This window comes from Pradoshia eiseniae (assembly GCF_002946355.1).
In the GTDB taxonomy this organism is placed as follows: Bacteria; Bacillota; Bacilli; order Bacillales; family Pradoshiaceae; genus Pradoshia; species Pradoshia eiseniae.
In genome coordinates this window covers 141,938-161,979 of sequence record NZ_PKOZ01000004.1, presented here as the reverse complement: position 1 = coordinate 161,979, position 20,042 = coordinate 141,938, and the positions used below count along the sequence as shown (strand labels likewise).

At 44.4% G+C, this 20,042-nt stretch carries 17 protein-coding genes; 9 read left to right on the top strand and 8 right to left on the bottom strand.

Features of this window, described 5'->3' with window-relative positions; all coding sequences use genetic code 11:
* The first annotated feature begins 126 nt into the window (after positions 1-126).
* From addB to CYL18_RS09365, 3 genes are all read left to right on the top strand, one after another.
* Positions 127-3,606: a helicase-exonuclease AddAB subunit AddB gene (addB, locus tag CYL18_RS09375; protein ID WP_104849239.1), complete on the top strand. Its 3,480-nt coding sequence runs from the start codon at positions 127-129 to the stop codon at positions 3,604-3,606.
* Entirely contained in the window at positions 3,599-7,318 is a 3,720-nt protein-coding gene (addA, locus tag CYL18_RS09370) for a helicase-exonuclease AddAB subunit AddA (RefSeq protein WP_104849238.1), read from the top strand. Before addB ends, addA begins: the two co-directional genes overlap by 8 nt.
* 441 nt (positions 7,319-7,759) lie before the next feature.
* Complete coding sequence (locus CYL18_RS09365; RefSeq protein ID WP_104849237.1) at positions 7,760-8,092, top strand: hypothetical protein; 333 nt, start codon at positions 7,760-7,762, stop codon at positions 8,090-8,092.
* Between the two features lie 230 nt (positions 8,093-8,322).
* On the opposite strand, the gene CYL18_RS09360 is transcribed toward CYL18_RS09365, so the two are convergent.
* Genes CYL18_RS09360 through CYL18_RS09335 form a run of 6 tightly spaced genes read right to left on the bottom strand, consistent with a single transcriptional unit; the run spans position 8,323 to position 10,192 of the window.
* Entirely contained in the window at positions 8,323-8,541 is a 219-nt protein-coding gene (locus CYL18_RS09360) for a spore germination protein (protein ID WP_104849236.1), read from the bottom strand.
* 2 nt (positions 8,542-8,543) lie between these two features.
* Positions 8,544-8,936, bottom strand: coding sequence for a spore germination protein GerPE (locus CYL18_RS09355; protein ID WP_104849235.1), 393 nt, complete (start codon positions 8,934-8,936; stop codon positions 8,544-8,546).
* 4 nt (positions 8,937-8,940) lie between these two features.
* On the bottom strand, positions 8,941-9,117 hold the full coding sequence (locus CYL18_RS09350) for a spore gernimation protein GerPD (RefSeq protein WP_104849234.1): 177 nt from the start codon (positions 9,115-9,117) through the stop codon (positions 8,941-8,943).
* A complete protein-coding gene (gene gerPC / locus CYL18_RS09345; protein ID WP_104849233.1) occupies positions 9,114-9,728 on the bottom strand; it encodes a spore germination protein GerPC in 615 nt (204 codons plus the stop codon). The genes CYL18_RS09350 and gerPC overlap by 4 nt, the downstream gene beginning before the upstream one ends.
* Before the next feature lie 18 nt (positions 9,729-9,746).
* Positions 9,747-9,959 carry a spore germination protein GerPB gene (locus tag CYL18_RS09340; RefSeq protein WP_104849232.1) on the bottom strand — a complete coding sequence of 71 codons (213 nt, stop codon included), beginning with the start codon at positions 9,957-9,959 and terminating at the stop codon, positions 9,747-9,749.
* Positions 9,960-9,970: 11 nt separating this feature from the next.
* Positions 9,971-10,192: a spore germination protein gene (locus CYL18_RS09335; RefSeq protein ID WP_104849231.1), complete on the bottom strand. Its 222-nt coding sequence runs from the start codon at positions 10,190-10,192 to the stop codon at positions 9,971-9,973.
* A gap of 253 nt (positions 10,193-10,445) precedes the next feature.
* Between CYL18_RS09335 and CYL18_RS09330 the strand changes: the two genes are divergently transcribed.
* The 4 genes from CYL18_RS09330 (at position 10,446) to CYL18_RS09315 (ending at position 13,450) form a co-directional block, all read left to right on the top strand.
* Entirely contained in the window at positions 10,446-11,654 is a 1,209-nt protein-coding gene (locus CYL18_RS09330; protein ID WP_104849230.1) for a DUF418 domain-containing protein, read from the top strand.
* A complete protein-coding gene (locus CYL18_RS09325; RefSeq protein WP_104849229.1) occupies positions 11,639-12,139 on the top strand; it encodes a DNA topology modulation protein in 501 nt (166 codons plus the stop codon). Before CYL18_RS09330 ends, CYL18_RS09325 begins: the two co-directional genes overlap by 16 nt.
* A gap of 20 nt (positions 12,140-12,159) precedes the next feature.
* Complete coding sequence (locus tag CYL18_RS09320; protein ID WP_104849228.1) at positions 12,160-13,023, top strand: fumarylacetoacetate hydrolase family protein; 864 nt, start codon at positions 12,160-12,162, stop codon at positions 13,021-13,023.
* Positions 13,024-13,096: 73 nt separating this feature from the next.
* Positions 13,097-13,450, top strand: coding sequence for a YisL family protein (locus tag CYL18_RS09315; RefSeq protein WP_236636350.1), 354 nt, complete (start codon positions 13,097-13,099; stop codon positions 13,448-13,450).
* A 147-nt stretch (positions 13,451-13,597) separates the two neighbouring features.
* Here the strand turns inward: CYL18_RS09315 and CYL18_RS09310 are convergent, their stop codons facing one another.
* Positions 13,598-14,158, bottom strand: a complete 561-nt coding sequence (locus tag CYL18_RS09310; protein ID WP_104849226.1) for a DUF2777 family protein — start codon at positions 14,156-14,158, stop codon at positions 13,598-13,600.
* 214 nt (positions 14,159-14,372) lie between these two features.
* Here CYL18_RS09310 and asnB point away from each other — a divergent pair, with 214 nt between their 5' ends.
* Positions 14,373-16,220: an asparagine synthase (glutamine-hydrolyzing) gene (gene asnB, locus CYL18_RS09305; RefSeq protein WP_104849225.1), complete on the top strand. Its 1,848-nt coding sequence runs from the start codon at positions 14,373-14,375 to the stop codon at positions 16,218-16,220.
* Between the two features lie 384 nt (positions 16,221-16,604).
* Here asnB and CYL18_RS09300 read toward each other — a convergent pair whose 3' ends face one another.
* Positions 16,605-18,344, bottom strand: a complete 1,740-nt coding sequence (locus tag CYL18_RS09300; protein ID WP_104849224.1) for a glycoside hydrolase family 13 protein — start codon at positions 18,342-18,344, stop codon at positions 16,605-16,607.
* A 322-nt stretch (positions 18,345-18,666) separates the two neighbouring features.
* Here CYL18_RS09300 and CYL18_RS09295 point away from each other — a divergent pair, with 322 nt between their 5' ends.
* Positions 18,667-19,938 (top strand): extracellular solute-binding protein, encoded by a 1,272-nt coding sequence (locus CYL18_RS09295; RefSeq protein WP_104849223.1) that lies wholly within the window; start codon positions 18,667-18,669, stop codon positions 19,936-19,938.
* Positions 19,939-20,042 lie beyond the last annotated feature (104 nt).

Sequence of the window (20,042 nt, the reverse complement as noted above, 5' to 3'; positions counted from 1 at the left end):
TCCCCTATTCCCTGTTGCTGGGAATAAAAAACAGAATGTTTGTTTGCATTTTTGGAGACTGAGCACGTGAGAAGCATGGGTATTATGGTAAAATAAACGGTAGATAGATAAAGGGGGAGTTGAGATATGTCCTTACAATTCTATATTGGAAAAACAGGCACGGGGAAAACCGCGTCTATATTTGATGAAATACGGACCAAGCTGGCAGAAGATCCAGAGGGTCCTTCTATTATATATATTGTACCGGATCAAATGACCTTCCAGGCAGAGCTCGAGCTAATCAATACACCGGGGCTTGGCGGGATGATCCGTACACAGGTGTTCAGCTTTAGCCGTCTTGCTTGGAAGATTCTGCAGGAAACAGGCGGAATGGGGCGCCGGCATTTGAGCAATGTCGGGGTCAATATGGTCATTCGGAAAATTCTCGAGGAAAAGAAGGAGGAGCTGACGACCTTTAAGCGCTCCAGTGATAAACAAGGATTTATCACGCAATTAAGCGAGATGCTGAAGGAATGTAAGCGCTACTGTCTGACTCCTGCCGAAATGGCGGAGAAATCAGGGGACGGGCTTTCTCCGATTCTTCGCTCGAAGCTGGATGACTTAACGGCCATTTATGAAGGCTTTGAACAGGAGCTCGCAGGTAAATATGTTGATTCAGAGGATTACTTCACCTTGTTGATGGAGAAGATACCGGAATCCTCTTATTTGCGCAATGCAGAAATTTATGTGGATGGTTTCTACAGCTTTACGACACAGGAGTATGGCATCATGGCAAGCTTAATGCAGGCATGCCAGAATGTAACGGTTTCCTTAACGCTTGATAAGCCGTTTAAGGATGAGATTCCGGACCCTCTTCATCTGTTCCGGATGACAGGGGAGACCTATTATGATCTTTACCAGATTGCTCGAGATAACGGTGTAGCGATTGAAGAGGACCGCCTCTTCATTGAACCTCACCGGTTTATCCGGAATGAATCGATGCAGCATCTAGACCAATGGTTCGCAAATCGCCCGGCGCCGGTATTTAAGGGTGAATCCCCATTTGAATTTTGCCCTTCCGGCAATCGGCGCGCAGAGGTTGAGGGAATTGCAAGGAAGATCTTAAAGGCAGTGCGCGAGGGTTATCGCTACCGGGATATCTTTGTCCTCACCCGCAATAGCGGTGAGTATGCTGAGGTCGTCGAGACCGTTTTCACTGATTATGGGATTCCTTTCTTTGTTGATGAGAAAAGACCGATGCTGAATCATCCGCTTATTGAGCTTATTCGTTCTACCCTTGAAATTCTTTCGACCAACTGGCGCTATGAGCCGGTATTCCGTGCTATTAAGACGGATTTGTTATTTGCGGAGGGCACAGATTTGAAAGAAGCGCGCGAGAAGGCCGCTTTGCTTGAAAACTATGTCCTTTCAAGGGGATATTATGGTGATCGCTGGACGAAAAAGCAGCCATGGACTTATAAGAGAAATCGCGGTTTAGAGCTTGTTGATACGGTTCAAACCGATGCCGAATTAAAGATGGAGGCAGAAATTAACGCTATCAAGGAAGAGGTGGCTGAACCGCTGCGTCGTCTTATGGGCCGTGTCAAGAAAGCGAAGCTGGGAGTTGAATATGCGCAAGCCTTCTATTTATATCTAGATGAGCTGGCTGTTCCAGCGAAGCTTGAACGGCTTGCTGAAATCGGAGAGGATGAAGGTCAGCTAACTCATGCAGCTGAGCATGGACAAGCATGGAATAGCGTGATAGACCTGCTTGACCAATTTGTCGAGATTACTGGTGAACGGCCCATTACAATGAAGAGTTTTGCAGCGATATTGGAGAGCGGATTAGAAACCTTGAACTTTTCCTTGATTCCGCCTTCTCTTGACCAAGTCGTTGTCACTAATCTCGATCTATCACGTCCGCAAAATGTGAAAATTGCTTTTATCGCCGGTTTGAATGAGGGCGTGATTCCCTCTAGGATGAGCGATGAAGGGATTTTATCAGATGCAGACCGTGAAAAACTGCAATCTGCGGGTCTGAAGCTTGCGCCTACCTCCAAGACGAAGCTGTTGGATGAGGAATTTGCTGCCTATAAGGCCTTCTTGCTCGCATCGGATTATACGTATTATTCCTATCCGCTTGCTGATGATGAGGGCAAGCAGCTGCTTGCCTCGTCTTATATAAAGAGAATCAAGGATTTATATGAGCATCATAAAGAAACCTTCTTTGTACATGACCCGGCAGAAATGAGCGATGAGCTGCAGCTAGAGTATATCGTTCATACGAGGTCCACACTCTCTTTCCTTGCCGGCCAGCTGCTGCAGAAGAAGAAAAACTATCCGGTTTCTGATATTTGGTGGGATGTCTACAATCAATACCGCCAGGATGGACCTATGAAAGACCAGGCGGCTTTTGTTCTCTCTGCGCTGTCCTATGAGAATAAGGCGAAGAAGATTGCTCCCGAGAAGGCGCAGGAGTTATACGGCGAGACCATCCAAGGAAGCGTATCAAGAATGGAGCTGTTTAACAGCTGCCCGTTTGCCCATTACACCTCCCATGGACTGCGTCTGCGCGACCGGGAAATCTACAAGCTGGAAGCGCCGGATATCGGAGAAATGTTCCACGGGGCACTCCAGTGGATGACAGAGCAAATCATTGAGAGCGGAATGACATGGGGAGCGATGACGAAAGAGCAATGTCTGACGCTTGCCCGTAAGGCGGTCGAATTGATGGCGCCGAAGCTCCAAAATGAAATTCTGCTGTCTTCCAACCGGTTCCATTATTTGAAGAGGAAGCTTGAGCTTGTGGTCGGCCGTGCGTCCATCACATTGAGCGGACAGGCGAGGAACAGCCAGTTTTCTCCGATTGGTCTTGAACTAGGCTTCGGGAAGCGAGGGACTTTGCCGCCATTAACCTTCTCCTTGAAGAATGGGGCAAAGATGGAGCTTGCCGGCCGAATCGACCGAGTGGATCGTGCGGATGTGGGAGACGGCACTTATTTGCGCATTGTCGACTATAAATCCAGCTCCAAGGATTTGAATTTCACGGAGATTTATTATGGATTGGCCCTGCAGATGCTGACCTATCTGGATATTGCGGTTACACACTCGCCTCTTTTAGTCGGCAAGCAGGCAAAGCCAGCGGGGGTACTGTATTTCCATGTTCATAATCCGATGATTAAGAATAATGGCGTCTATACGCTTGAACAAATAGAACGGGAAGTATTTAAGAGCTTTAAGATGAAAGGGCTCCTGCTTGGCGATGATGAGGTAGTCAAGATGATGGACTCTGATCTTGAAGGAGGAGAGTCGCTAATTGTACCGGCAGGGTTCAAGAAGGACGGCACATTTACGGCAGCGTCGAAAATCGCAAGCGAAGAGGAATTCTCCCTTTTAAGTAAGCATGTGAAGAAAATCTATACAGATACCGGTACAGCTATCACGAGCGGGGTTTCAGACATTACACCGTACAGGCTGCAGAATAAGATGCCTTGCACTTACTGTCAATACAAGACCGTCTGTCAATTTGACCCGTCTCTAGAGAGCAATGATTATCGACTATTAAAACCAGCGAAGAAGGAAGCCATCTTTTCCGCACTGAGGGAGGAGGAAGAAGCGGATGAATGAACGAAGACCATTGCCGGCAAAACCGGCCGATGCGTTATGGACGGATGATCAATGGAAGGCCATCGCCTCAGGCGGTAGCGATATTCTTGTTGCTGCTGCAGCAGGGAGCGGAAAGACTGCCGTCCTTGTTGAGCGAATCATTAAGAAGGTCATTTCAGAGGAGCAGCCTCTAGATGTGGACCGTCTGTTAATTGTCACGTTTACGAATGCATCAGCTGCTGAGATGCGTCACCGTATTGCCGAGGCTTTAGAGAAAGAAATCAAGCGTCAGCCAGGCTCAAGGCATTTGCGCAAACAGCTGGGCTTATTGAATAAAGCCTCCATTTCCACGCTTCACTCTTTCTGCTTGGAGATTGTCAGAAGCCATTATTATTTGCTGGATATTGACCCAGGCTTCAGAATCGGTGATACGACAGAAATGGAGTTGATTAGGGATGAAGCATTGGAGGAAATGCTTGAGGATGAATATGGCATTCCAGATAATGAGGACTTTTTCCGTCTTGTCGATGCTTTCACCGATGATAGAAGCGACCGGACGATTTTGGAGATTATCCGCAAGCTCGATGATTTTGCCCGTTCGAATCCTGACCCAAAAGCATGGCTTGATGGTTTGTCCCAAATGTATGAGGTCGAATCGGATGCAAAGATTGAGGAATTGCCCTTCTATCCGGTGCTTGAGTTTGATATAAAGATGCGGCTTCAAGCGGCTAAGGAAATGATTGAGGAGGGTTATCAATTGACCCTTCATCCTGAAGGACCAGCAGCGCTAGGAGAAACGTTCAAGGCAGACGAGGCTATGGTTGACGGGCTATGGCAATCTGTCCAAAAAGGCTGGTCAGTGATGTCAGATGCCTTTAATGGAGCGAGCTTCGTGAAGGCGAAGTCAATCCGTAAAGGTACATGTGACGAAGCTCTTGCCAAGCGTGCAAAGACGATTCGCGATAATGTGAAGAAGTCAATCAAGACAATCGCCGATGATCTCTTCTTCCGGAAAGAAGAGAGCTTCATTAAGGATATGGCTGATATGAAGCCGTACGTCACCACACTTTCTCGGCTTGTTCAAGCTTTCCAGCAAAAATTCACACAAGCGAAGCTGGAGAGAGGAATTGTTGACTTTTCCGACCTTGAGCATATGGCTTTGGATATCCTTGCCACTAAGGGAGATGGAAGTTATTTAATTCCAAGCCCGGTTGCGCTTGAGTACAGAAAGAAATTCCAGGAAGTGCTCGTCGATGAATATCAGGATACGAATATGGTTCAGGAGACCATCCTCCAGCTTGTTACCGAGGATGGGGAAGCGACGGGCAATATGTTCATGGTTGGTGACGTGAAGCAGTCCATCTACCGTTTCCGCCTAGCTGAGCCGAACTTATTCATGGGCAAATATGGACGTTTCCTGCCTAATCCGGGTGAGAGCGGAATGAAAATCGATTTAAATAAAAACTTCCGCAGCCGGCATGAGGTGCTCGCTGGAACGAATTTCTTATTCAAGCAGCTCATGGGCAAAACTGTCGGCGAAATTGATTATGATGAAGCGGCTGAGCTGAAGAAAGGAGCGGGCTATCCGGAGGATGAGGAGTATCCGATCGAACTCTATCTGATTGACAAGTCAGAGGAGGCAGCGGAAAGCGCTGACGGGGACGAAGAGGAGGATATTGAAACGGTCCTGCTTGAAGCACGGCAGATGGCGGAAATCATCAAGACATTAATTGAGGAACGCCGAAAAATATATGATGCGAAAACGAAGACTTATCGCAATATTACTTACCGGGATATTGTCATTCTCCTTCGATCCATGCCATGGGCTCCAGCCATCATGGATGAATTCAGGGCGCAGGGAATCCCAGTATATGCGGATCTTTCGACTGGTTATTTTGAAGCAACTGAAGTGGCCATCATGATTTCTTTGCTTCAAATCATCGACAATCCGTACCAGGATATACCGCTTGCCTCCGTGCTGCGTTCGCCAATGGTTGGGCTGAATGAGGAGGAACTGGCAGATATCCGCATCACGCTGCCGAAAGGCACCTTTTATGAGGCACTTAAAGAATATTGCCGTATTGGCTCTGTTGAGAAATATGGGTCTGCCTTTGTACGGGTGCATACCTTCTTTAAGCAGCTGGATACATGGCGAACAGCAGCCCGTCAAGGCGCTTTATCAAGTCTGATATGGCAGCTATACCGAGATACAGGCTATTATGATTTTGTAGGCGGAATGTCAGGCGGAAAGCAAAGACAGGCAAACTTACTGGCTCTCTACACTAGAGCGCGTCAATATGAAGAAAGCTCCTTCCGCGGTATCTTCCGTTTCCTTCGCTTCATCGACCGGATGAGGGAAAGGGGAAGTGACCTTGGGGCGGCACGTGCGCTTGGTGAACAGGAAGATGTCGTCCGTCTGATGACGATTCACAGCAGCAAGGGACTTGAATTTCCGGTTGTTCTCCTTGGCGGATTGTCCCGTAATTTCAACCAAATGGATCTGCGGAAATCCTATTTGATTGATAAAGACTTAGGACTCGCTTTTCGTTACGTGAATCCCGAGCTTCGCATAACCTATCCGTCATTGCCGCAAATTGCTTTTAAGAAAAAGATGCAGCTGGAGAACATTTCCGAGGAAATGCGGGTTCTCTACGTTGCATTGACCCGTGCCAAGGAGAAGTTGTACTTGATAGGAACGGTTTCTGATGGTGTGAAAGCAATGGATAAATGGTCAGCATACAGCAATAGGGAGGAATGGCTTCTTCCAGACTATGTTCGTGCAAATGCGGCCTCCTATATGGATTGGATTGGACCTGCGCTAAGCCGGCATCAAACCGTGACAGCGGGTGCGAGCGGAGAGGTTGCAGAGCATCCTTCGAGATGGAAAATTCATCTTCGAAACGGGAGCACGCTACTGGCGGCAAAGGAAGAGGAAAGCTTGGAGACGAAGCGGCTGTTTGAATCCATCAGGCAAATGGAGCCTGTCTCCATTGAATCGGAATATCATGACCAGGTTAAGCAGCAGCTTGGCTGGTCGTATAAATACAAAGGTGCTACGGCAGAGCGGTCGAAGCAATCAGTATCCGAATTGAAACGGATGAATGAGCCGGAGGACCCGTATAGCGCGGCAACACTTGTTAAGGCACGGTTTAAACAGGCTAATCTTAAGCGGCCCAGCTTCATGCAACAAAAGAAGATGACCCCTGCAGAGCGCGGCACGCTAGTCCATCTTGTCATGCAGCATATAGATGCGCGCGAGCAGGTGAATGAAGAATCAATCCGTACTGTGATGGAAAGACTCGTCATGAAGGAATTCATCACAAAAGAGCAGGCAGAGGAAATTGACACTGCTCAGATTCTAGGCTTCTTTGATAGTGAAATAGGACAGCGAATGAAGACAGCAAAAGTTATTCGAAAGGAAGTACCATTCACGATGGCCTATCCGGCAAGGGAAGCGTACCCTGATTGGGATGGCGGGGATGAGAACATCCTTGTCCAGGGGATTGTTGACTGCATGTTCGAGGACGAGCATGGCCTTGTACTTGTGGATTACAAAACCGATGCCATCACTGGGCGGTTCCCGAATGGATTTGAGGAAGCAGAAGAAGTTTTGAAGGCGCGCTATGAGAAGCAAATTGAATTATATACGCGCGCATTGGAGCAGATTTTGAAGAGGAAGATTCAGGAGAAATACCTGTTCTTCTTTGATGGAGCACATTTCATTAAACTATAGAAAGAGTGTATGGGACAGCCGGAGAGTTTCTGGCTGTCCTTTTTCTCTTTATTAGAAGAGACTTTTTCTGTATTCATAAAGTTTCCAACGCTATCTATTAATTCCTAATTTATTCAAAAAAATGAATGGAGATTTTTGAAATAATAATAACTAAGAGACTGATAAATTTTAGAGAGATAAGTATAAAGGTTCACAAATAATTCTGATTCCAATTTCAGAATAGTCAGTATCATTAATTTCGTGCAATCTTAGAGGGAATCTTCTGGCTCAAATTTCTCTTTTCCTATTCTTTGAGGTTATTGCTTTTAAACTGACTATGTCGGAAAGAAAGGGTATGGTAAAATATGTGTATATAATTATCATATTTTTCAAACAATTTGATTGTATCAATAAGGCTATTATCTATTTGAAAACTACCTATAGAAGAAGAGAGGGCTAAATATGACTGTTTTTGCTGCATATGAAGCGCATAATTCAAAAGAATTATTAGCGGGGTTAGAAGAGAAAGCTGACTATATCCTCATCAAAGGAGATTACTTCAAAGAGGTCAAAAAGATAATGGATGCTCATCTATCAGAGTGCGAGCGTCTATCCTTAGAGGTTGGAGGCGGGGGCCCGATGACGGTTCTGATTTATGCCATTGATAAAGTGCTGGACTTATTCAGCAATGAAGATAAAACAGATAAAACGATAAATCAAAAGTTAAAGTTATATAAAGTGAAGAAGATTACGGATCAAGATATATTGCTAAGCTTAAGACAGGTAGATTATTAATGTATGATTGTATTAACAAATAGTCTCTTTCGGTGAGAAAATTTGAGGGTCTTTCCATAAGTCCCTAATAAATGAAAGCGGGTGGATGGTTACTTCACCTGTTTTTGGTTTGACGGAGACATTTCCTAAACCGTCAAACCTTTTGCATTTTGATAGAACTTGAAAAAGTCGAAAGAAGGCTGTCCCTGGCATCATTTTCATTGATTTATGGGACAGCCTCTTAAAATGAATCAATAATTCCCCGTAATTGGCTGGTCCACACCATTTACGTCAATAATAGAGTTGGCGCTCAGGCCGTTTGTATCAAAAATGATTCCGCCATTGATACCTGACCCGGATCCATTGACACTTTTGGCTGCATGTTTTGGCGAGATGACGAGTGAATCACCGAATTGAATGACACCGTTGCCCGCATTCAAAATTTGTACGGAACCAACTAAAGCCGGCAATATTAATACCTCCCATCCTTCGTTTGTTTTCTTCTCAATAATTGCCTGATGTTCATCTTTCTCGTCTCATTGCGTATATGACGTCCGTTGCCAATCTGCAGCAAGGAAGAACTTGATATGGCCTGGGAGCGAATGCTGCCTACATATATATATGGATTGGCATTGATGAAACTCATTTGGATAGGTTCATAGATTGGCTCAAATTCGGGCTCCATATAAAACACCTTATAGTCCCCGAAATTCCCTTCATTTCCAAAAAAGAGTTCCTGTTCTCTTTGTATAGCAAGCACATTATCGGTCGTATGAAAAAATTGTAGTTCCCCAATTTCAAAGACGGCTCCCCGGGAAACAATTGATACATGGATATTGTTGACGATAGATGTTCTCTCCCACATGTTTTTACCTGGTCACAATAGGCTGTAATGGGCCAAACTCTAAAGCGCGAGGGGGTGTGTCAGAGGCGGTGAATAATTGCATGATTTCTGTGTCCCCAACCTTTATGGCAGAGGAGCTGGATACGGAAATCAAGTGGATGTTTCCAACACATACTTGTTCATTGACGACCTGGAAATTCATTGCACGTCCTCCTTCATGGATTCAGGGTAAACCTGCAAAAAGCGGTTAATCGCATTTTGTATATCAGTGTGAATGACTTCGAGTATTTGCTCGCGAACCTGCGGCAGCTTGTGATCATGCCTGTTATATGGAGGCGTTTGATCGAGATAATGGCTGATGCGCTGCGGGAGCTGCCTTGCTAAATCATCTGTGATGAATGACCGCATATCCCCATCTGCCCTTCTGCTGCAATACCGTTCAGCCTCAGAGAAGATGCCATCCTTGTTCTTATGGAAATCGCTCAGAATTTCATCCGATAGCTGTTGGATAAACTCTTCGCGGGCAGGAAAGAGGAAGGGAGCAAAGGGCGGCTGAGCATTAACGGCTAAATCATCAATGTTATTTAAATCTTGTGGTGATAGCCCAATGTTAAGCGTTCCGTCAAGCCGCTCGATTTTTAATTGATCGAAATTATACTCAATCTTATCGATGCGGACCGGATTTTGCTGCTTTAATTCAAGGAGTTCGCCTTGTAATTGGGTCAAATCATTTTCCAGCTTAGAAATGGCTTCTTTTTGACTTTGAACGGTTTGCTGCAAATATATGAGCAGCTGAGTCAGGTTGTACTGCAAAACTCAAATCCCCACCTTTCAATCCTGAACCTTCACATGCTGTGTATCCTCCCCCGTTTGAAATAGCGGGTGTTCTGGCTCTTGTGCCGGTTCAGTATATCCGCCGCTATTCGTTAAGTAGGATTGCGCCTTGATGATGCCCGTGCTCCCGATTTGAAAGACGGAGGAATTGGCAATGGCATTTATTTTGATCATATTGATGTTAATGCTTTGTTTAATGAAGAAATTCATAATGTTCACTCCTACAAGGTAAATGCGATTGGCTCATCAATGACATCAGCATCATACGTATTCGTGGCACTGTATGGATTATTGACGGCCACATAATCACCGGTATTGAAGGATCCTGCCCCTGAGAAGGTCTTTGCATTGGAATAAGGGGTCACCTTATAGATGTCACCAACATTGAAAACGCCGCTGCTTCCGATTTGGAGAATTTGCACGACTCCAACTATACCTGGCACTTGTTTCACCTTCTTACTGGATATGCATTATCGGCTCTATACCGAATTAGTATATGTCACATAGGCGATAGATGTGAGACAGTCAAGAGAGTGTTTGAGGAGTGCTTAATCGAAGGACTGTGGCTTATTTTATGCTGAAGTCTTTCGATATGTTTTCCTGAATATCTTTTGATAACGAAATAAGGAAGAACCTGCTAAAATAGGGGTAGTAGTTTGTCTATTCTGATTATTATAAGGGGGGAACCGAGTATACATGCGCTCAATAGCTGAATCGAATCGATTGACTGTTGTCGACCTTCTCAGAGGGATTGCCATTCTTGGCATCTTGCTTGTGAACATGATTGATTTTCATTCTCCATTTTTGTATATGCAAGCTGATTATTGGGACGGGGCTGATTTCTATACATATGCGTTTGTGGATATTTTTGCCCAAGGGAATTTCTATCCGATGTTCGCGTTTTTATTCGGATTTGGCGCTGTCTTGTTAATGAAGCGAACAATTGAGAAGGGCATGTCTTTTCCGCTGCTCTTTTCGAGAAGGATGGCTTTTCTGCTGCTTGTGGGAGTGTTTCATGCGTTTGTTATCTGGCATGGTGATATATTGATTACCTACGCGATTTGCGGCTGGTTTATCCTGCTAGTTTATAAGTTTTCTGGGAAGGCGCTCCTGATATTATCGGTCTTGCTTTATACCATTCCTTATGGATTACTTGGCTTCTTGTCCATTCTTCTTAGTGTCCTCGACCCGGCAGCAGCTCAGGTGAAAACAGACTGGAATTCGGCAGCAGAATCTATTCGGGTGTATGGGAATGGAAGTATTTCAGATATCTTCGCCTTCCGCTTTGAAGAGTGGATGGCCGTGAATGGATCAATGAACTTTATCTTGCTCTTTCTGACTATTTTTCCTTGTATGCTGGCAGGAATGGCCTTTGCGAAGCTCGGTTGGCTATCGGATGCTGCCGGCAATCGGAAGAAGCTGCAGATTATGTTTTGGTTTTCCTTCATCCTGGGATTGGGACTGAAGATATATCCTTATTTCGAAGGCTTTAATATGGGCAGCCTCATCATGCAGGATAGCTTTGGCGGTCCGATTTTGGCATTGGCTTATATTACCGGCATTACTCTTTTGTATGATCTATTTTCTCTTTTCCACAAGCTGACAGAGCCATTTGTTCCGCTCGGCCGAATGTCGATGACCAATTATCTGACCCAGTCTATTTTTTGGACCCTGATTTTTTATTCATACGGCCTAGGCTTTTATGGACAGATTGGGATGCTTACAGGGACTATTTTGGCCATTTTCTTTATCGCGCTTCAAGCCGTGTTCTCAGCTTATTGGCTCAAATCATTCCGGATGGGCCCTGTTGAATATGTATGGCGGCTGGCGACCTATGGCAGGAAGCAGCCGCTTAGAATCGCTGACAACGAGAAGAGAAGGAGCCAGAAATGGAGAGAGTTATGATTATCGGGAGCGGAGGTGCGGGGAAGTCGACGCTCGCCCGGGAATTAGGCCGGCGTACGGGCTTGCCGGTCTTCCATTTAGATGCTGTTTACTGGAAACCTGGATGGGAACCGACTCCTAGAGAAGAGTGGGCACAGAGAGTGGAAGAGCTTGCCGGCGGACCAAGGTGGATTATTGATGGAAATTATTCAAATACGATGGATGATCGTCTCAAGCATGCAGATACGATAATTTTTCTTGATTATTCTAAATGGATGAATCTCTATGGAATAGTAAAACGCAGAATCATCTATCGGAACAAGGTAAGGCCTGATATGAACGAAGGCTGCAAAGAAAGAATCGATTGGACGTTCATCCAATGGGTGTGGAAATTCGAGAAAGAGAAGGCTCCATCCTTGCGTGAAAAGCTGCAGGGAATCGCGCAAAAAGAGATGTATCATTTTCGCAATCGAAAAGAATTAAGAGCCTGGCTTGAAGGTCTATAAAAGAAAGGAATGGATGCAGAATGAAATTAGCAACAGTCTTAATCGAGGGAAGAGAGACAGGCGGGATCGTTGAGGGAGAGTTGTTCTATTCGCTAGATATGCTTAGGAAGCAAGTGGATGGGCTTCCGGAAGATTTACACGCGCTCATTGAGCAATCCTCACAGTGGATGTCCGCACTAAAGGAGTTTGACCTAAATACTTTAGAAGGATTGGCGGTGGAATCGCTCGAGTTTATTTCGCCAATCAAGCCAACTAAGAATATTTTTTGCATCGGAAAGAACTATGCCGCTCATGCGCGCGAGTTTGATGGAACTCCTCCAGAGAACATGATTGTGTTTACGAAAGCGCCAACCACAGTCATTGGACATGGGCACTCCATTCCGCTTCATGAAGAGGTGACAAGTGAATTGGATTATGAGGGAGAACTCGCTGTTGTCATCGGGAAGAAGGGCAAAGGTATCTCAAGAGAAGAGGCAGATGAATACATTTTCGGCTACACGATCTTGAATGACATTACAGCAAGGGACCTGCAAGCAAGACATCAGCAATTCTTCCTTGGGAAAAGCCTTGATGGCTCTTGCCCGATTGGGCCATGGATTGTGACAAAGGATGAGGTGGGAAATGCGGGTGACCTTGAAATTCAAACAAAGATAAATGGAGAGGTAAGACAGCATGCGAGAACATCCTTATTCCTCTTCCCGATTGATGAAATAATTGCCACCCTCTCAAAAGGAATGACTTTGGAGCCAGGTGACATCATTGCAACAGGAACACCAGCTGGAGTGGGAAAAGGTTTCAAGCCTCCGCGCTACCTGAAGAATGGCGATGTGATTGAAATAAGTGTCGAATCTATTGGAACATTGGTGAACAAAGTCCAACAATAGTGCTTATTCGTCGAACTGTAGTATATAGTATGCTACGATGATAGTGATGACAGTAGAAAGGTGGGGAATTCAAGTGGGCGGAACAGTAGAACATATTTCTATGTGGCTTTTGGCCATCATCTTATTTTTTGTATCCTTTAAGATGTCGGGCAAATCATTGAAAATTACGATGATGATTAATCGAGTGCTGTACATATTAATTATCGTCACGGGTGCGATGCTTCTCTTTAGTATTTCCAATATTAATGGGGAATATATTGGGAAAGCAGTCATCGGTCTTTGGGTCATCGTATCGATGGAAATGACCGCGGTCAAGCGCTCAAAGGGTAAGCCGTACAAATCATTCCTAATTCAATTTTGGATTTCATTTGTGCTTGTGCTGCTTCTCGGTTTCAGATTGCCATTAGGCATTCAGCTTTTTGGATAAGAGATGATATGAGTAGAAGCTCCACTGTTTGGAGCAAATAAGACTGAAGACAGGAACCTGCTGACAGGTGACGTCTTCAGCTTTTTTATGTTCTCCTGCGAAAGAAAAAAACAGGCAAGGTTCTCTTCTTAGCCTGTTTCATTCGATTTAGGATAATAATTTTTCTATAAGGACTTTCTTGCCTGTGTTCAATGTGAATTCAAAGCGGTTATGATCCTTCTCCTTTTGGTTGAAATGATGATGGACTGAGCATATATATTCTCCATTATCAAAAATATAAAAATTCGTTCCGGAAAGAGAGTCGGATGTTATGAAGGATAGTTGATTATATCCATAAATACAGTCATATATGGAGAAATCCATCCCATTTAAAGCCGTGATAAAATGGTAAAAAGTATCGTCATACAGCTCATCTAACAGGCGTTCGAGTGAATAAAGCAAATTTTTCTTGATTCGAACCCGGTCCTCATCCATGATGAAAATCAGCTCAGATCCGCATAAAAGCTTGCCATCCTCAACTAGGATACCCTTACGCCAGCGGTTGTTCCGGAAAATGGAGATTTCATTATTCATGTACTCCTCTAATGGATATGCCTCATCGGTCTCTTCATCGAAAAATACCCATTGGTCATTAATGTTTTCAAAAACTCCCTCTGTGTGTGCCCTCTTTTGAGCATTTAACAGTTGTGTTCGCAGCTGATTGTTCATGTTCGCGCCTCCAAATGCAGTAAACGGGGATTAGCCAGCCAAGAATAAACCCCGTAAGAAATATGTTGATTGGCACCTATCTTATTGATTGACATAAACGGCGCCTTTTATAACCCGACTCTTGAAACTCTGGACAATTAACCATCTATTTGAATCATGCATATCATGTAAGCAGGAATGGGCCACAGGCTTGTTTTGAAAGGATGATGCTATTTTGTGTGGTATTACTGGATGGGTAGAATACGACAGATCGATTAACCAGGAAAAAATGATTTTAACGGCTATGACAGATACCCTCTCCAAGCGGGGACCGGATGACATGAATATCTGGGATGATAAGCATGTTGGACTTGGGCATAAGCGGCTGGTCGTCGTTGACCCAAAAGGCGGAAAGCAGCCGATGGTCCGTGAAAAAAACGGCAGCAAATATGTCCTTTGCTATAATGGCGAATTGTATAACACGGAAGATATCAGAAAAGAGCTTTTATTAAAAGGATATTCATTTAAGGGTCATTCGGATACAGAAGTCTTGATAACAGCCTATATGGAATGGAAAGAAAAATGCGTGGATTTTTTCAATGGGATATTTGCCTTCGCGGTCTGGGATGGTGAAAGGGAGCAACTGTTTGCAGCGAGAGACCGACTTGGCGTGAAGCCTTTTTTCTATTCGCATCAGCGCGGTCAATTACTGTTTGGCTCTGAGATAAAGGCGCTGCTTGCCCACCCGGAAGTAAAGCCTATCATCACACGAGAAGGATTAGCGGAAATATTTGCTCTTGGACCTTCCCGTACACCTGGTGCCGGCGTGTTCAAGAATATTTCTGAACTAAGACCTGCCCATGCAATGACCTTTAGCCGAGATGGATTATCCATCTGGCGGTATTGGAATGTAAAGAGTGAAGCGCATGGGGAGAGCCTGGATGAAACGGTTGAACAGGTTCGCTACCTCGTAACAGATGCCGTAAAGCGGCAATTGGTTTCAGATGTACCTCTTTGCACGTTTTTATCTGGCGGTTTAGACTCAAGTGCGATTACCGCAATTGCTGCTAAGCAATTTTATGATGAGGGAAAACCGCCGCTTCATACGTATTCAATAGATTATGAGGATAATGCTTCTCATTTTGTGGCAAATGACTTTCAGCCCAATTCAGACGGATATTGGATTGAGCTGATGAGAAAAGAATTTGGCACGAATCATCATTATTGTGTCATCAGCCAGGAAGACTTAATTACGAATCTGGCTGAAGCCGTCATGGTCAAGGACCTTCCGGGTATGGCTGATATTGATTCCTCGTTGCTGTGGTTCTGCCGGAATATCAAAAAGGATTTTGTCGTTGGCTTGTCTGGGGAGTGTGCGGACGAAATCTTTGGGGGATATCCATGGTTCCATAATCCTGAAAGTCTATCAAAGGATGCCTTCCCATGGATGAGGTCCATCAAGGAAAGGCAAGCATTACTTAGAAGCGACTGGCAAGCAAAACTAAATCTTGAAGAATACATGCGAGCAAGATATAAAGAAAGCTTGGCAGAAACACCGCTTCTTGAAGGGGAGTCAGAGCTTGAGCAGAAGAGAAGGCAATTATTCTATTTGAATATGACCTGGTTCATGACCAATTTGCTCGACAGGAAAGACAGGATGAGCATGGGGGCGAGCCTTGAAGTGAGAGTACCATTTGCTGATCACCGGCTCGTTGAATATGCGTGGAATATTCCTTGGGAGATGAAGATGGCTGATAATCGGGAAAAAGGCATTCTAAGGAGAGCGCTTAAAGGGGTTCTTCCAGAAGAAGTACTCTACCGCAAGAAAAGCCCGTATCCGAAAACGCATCATCCCTTATATACAAAGCTTGCGAAGGATTGGCTGACAGAACTATTGGCTGATGGGGATTCTCCGCTATTGGAGTTCTTTGACAAAGAGCAGCTCAAGGCACTGGTAGAAACAGGCGGGGCATCATTTAAAACACCATGGTACGGTCAATTGATGAATGGTCCGCAATTACTCGCCTATTTAATCCAGGTAGACCTTTGGTTTAAACATTATCATATTCAAATTGAGGATTGATCTCACGGGCCTGTCGCTATTGCGGCAGGTCTTAATTTTTGCCATTTAAGCTTACAAGTAGGGTATGTTTATCGTGGATAATATTGGGGTTGGAGTGGTGAGGTGAGAGAGCAAGGGGATTTCTTAGGGAACGTTTACTATGTTGTTTTTCTATCGATTCTAGTTTGGCACATGACTTTATTGCTGCTTGCCTGGGAGAGCATACCTAGTGAGATTGGTTCTATAAGGAGGCTGTGGGGGAGGGTTACTCTATACAGCTTACGATTGCTGTCATCCTGATAGGTATTTGTGTGTTGATTCCTTTTAGTTACACGGTCTGGTCCGTGAGGCTAAAGGATTCCCGAAAGAAAAGCAGGTGCTAAATTCCCGCACCTGCTCAACATTTTATTTCTGCTTTATTAAAATGGCATATCCGCGCTTCGAGATGGATAAATGGTTTTCGTCCCATTTAGTTTCCGAATCGGCATAAAGAAGTTCAGATGCTTGCCATTCCTCTGATGAAAGCTCTTTTTCGTTATCACTGAGATTAATCAGAATGTAAGCATCTGCCTCGTCTGATTCTCGCTTGTACATAACGACCTCTGGGTCAATATGTACAAATAACAAATCTCCTTCATTGGCAAGAACAGGATTGTCCTTTCGCAGGGCAATCAGCCTTTGCACATGTGCAAACATATCCCGATTTTGTTCTTCCTCATTCCAAGGCATACATTTTCGGCATCCTGGGTCCTGATCCCCATCAAGGGCAATCTCATCTCCATAATAGATGCACGGTGTGCCCGTGAATGTGAGAAGGATGGTATAGATTTGCTTTACCTTCGCGATATCACCTTGACATTCAGTCAAAATTCTTGGCGTATCATGGCTGCCAACCAAATTGAAGGCGGCCTTGTTAACCGTATGAGGGTACATATGATAAACCTTTGTCATCTTTTCAGCAAATCTGGATGGCTCTAGTGTTTCTTCTCGGAACATTTCAAGAATGGCCGTCAGAAATGGATAGTTCATCACCGCATCGAATTGATCACCGCGCAGCCATGGCATTGAATCATGCCAAATTTCCCCCAGGATATAAGCATCTTCCTTTTCATTTTTGACGGTCTTCCTGAAGGAGCGCCAGAAATCAAAATCTACTTCATTAGCCACATCAAGCCGCCATCCGTCAATGCCGCATTCTTCAACCCAATATTTCGCTACAGTAAGCAAATAGTCTTTTACCTCTGGATTCTTTGTATTTAATTTTGGCATCGATGATACATATCCAAAAGTGTCATAGTTGAGGTTTTGTTCATCAAGCGGAAGGGAATGCGGATGGAACCAATCCTTGTATTTTGAGTCCTTGCCGTTTTGAAGCAAGTCTTGAAACGGCTTGAAATGATAGCCGCTGTGGTTAAAGACTGCATCGAGCATCACCTTGATTCCGCGATTATGCGCCTCTTCAACAAGCTTCTTTAAGGTTTCCTTCGTGCCAAATTGCGGGTCGATTTCCAGATAATCAATCGTATCATATTTATGATTAGAGAAAGCATGGAAGACAGGGGTGAAATAAATGCCTGTGATTCCGAGTTCCTTTAAGTAATCCAGATGGTCAATGACCCCTTCAAGATCGCCGCCAAAAAAATTCTCTGGCGTTGGTTCAGCACTTCCCCATTCAAGTGCGCCCTCTGGGTCTAAATCTTTATTGCCATTCGCGAAACGCTCGGGGAAAATCTGGTACCAAACCGTATCCTTGACCCACTCTGGTGCACTGAATACCTCTGTATGATGTAAGTATGGAAGGGCAAATAGAAGGCCCACTTCAGGCAGTTCTTCATAGAACCCCTTTTCAGTAAAGTAGGTTACTTTCCCGTCATGGTCAGTAAGACGAAAAGCATACCGTGCCCGAAGGTGAGGAAGTCTAATCGTCTGCCGATAGTAATCATACAGTTCATCACTTCCGGTACTACGCATTTCGATGTTTTCATGGATCCATTTTGGTCCTTCAAAATCATACGGATCCCCATGAAGAAGCTCCATTTTAGCTATATCCCCTTTTTTAGCCATAATCATGATGGTAATGGATTCAAGGGATGAACTGTATAAAAACTGGTCTCTAGCAAAATGTACAACTGAAGATTTATCCATACTTCCTCTCCTCTCAAAAGTGCAATCGCTTGCATGCCTCTGATGTTAATAATAGCGATTCACCCTATAAAATTCAATTAAATTAAGAATATATAAATAAACAGTTATAAATTACCCAATAATGGCGGATTTGTAACACTTTTAAAATTTTGGTAAAAAAGTATTGTTAATTATTGATAATTAAGTATAATTAAGGTGTCGAGATTGCAATCGCTTTCACACGGTGAATCTGTCGAACGTTGTTGTTTCAGTAATGATTTGCATTGTCACTTTGTGCAACCGTTTGTATTCTTGGCTACATAATAAGAGGAGGGGTTGACCCATGAAGAAAGCATACTCCATCTTTTTGGTGTTAATGCTTGCGGTAGGTATCCTTGCAGCCTGTGGACCAGATAGAGAAGAAGGCGCAGGAGGAAATGAAGGAAGCAATGCAGATGGTGCTAAACCTGAAAAATTAGTGGTTTGGGAAGACACAGATAGAAGCGTGGCTTTAGAACCAGCTGTTAAAGCGTTCGAAGAAGAGCACGGCATTAAGGTTGAATTCAAGGAATATGGAATGGCAGAGGATATGAGAAACCAAATCCGCCTTGATGGACCGGCTGGTAAAGGACCTGATGTTCTAACCTTGCCGCATGACCAAATTGGTATGCTTGCTGAAGAAGGAACAATCCAAGAAATTTCAGTCGAACAAAGCGTTCTTGACACTTTCACGGAATCATCCATCCAAGCACAAACCTATGATGGTAAACTATATGGCCTGCCAAAGGCAACTGAAACACCCGTATTTATCTACAATAAAGAATTGATGTCTGAAGCACCGGCTACAATGGACGAAGTATATGAGTTTTCCAAGGATTTCACAGATGGAAAGAAATTTGGATTCATCGCCCTATGGGATAACTTCTATCATGCATACGCCGTTATTGGCGGCATGGGAGGATACGTATTTGGGGAGAAAGATGGAGCTTTGCAAAGTGACGACCTTGGCATAAACAATGAGGGAGCGGTTGCTGGAGCAGAATACATCCAAAAATGGTATAAGGAAGGCTTGTTCCCTAAAGGAGTCATCGGAGAGTCCGGCGGTTCTGCACAGGATGGCTTATTCAATGAAGGAAAATTGGCCTCTGTTCAAAACGGCCCATGGGCATTCCAAGGGTATATGGATGCAGGAATCGATATTGGTGCGACACCAATGCCGAAGCTTCCAAATGGGGAGCCTATGACGACATTCATGGGTGTTAAGGGATGGCATGTATCTGCTTATACCGAAAATAAGGAATGGTCAACGAAATTGGTCGAATTCCTGACAAACTATGATAATGCGAAGATTCGTTTCGAAACAACAAAAGAAATCCCGCCTGTTAAAGAGCTAATTGAGGATCCGATCATCGCTGATGACGAATACTCTAATGCTGTAGCGGTACAGTCTCAATATGCAATTCCAATGCCGAACATTCCGGAAATGGCCGAAGTATGGGGACCAATGGCAACAGCCCTTCAAACATTGGCAACGAATAAAGCCGAGCCGAAAGAGGCAATGGATGAAGCGGCCAAAACCATTCAAACAAATATCGAAACAAATCACAGTAAATAAAGAACCTGGCGGGCATTATCCTTATGCTAAGGGGTAATGCCCATCCTTTTGCAGGGAAGCTTAAAAGATAAGGTTTCTTTTCATGGAAAGGGGAGTCTTCCGAA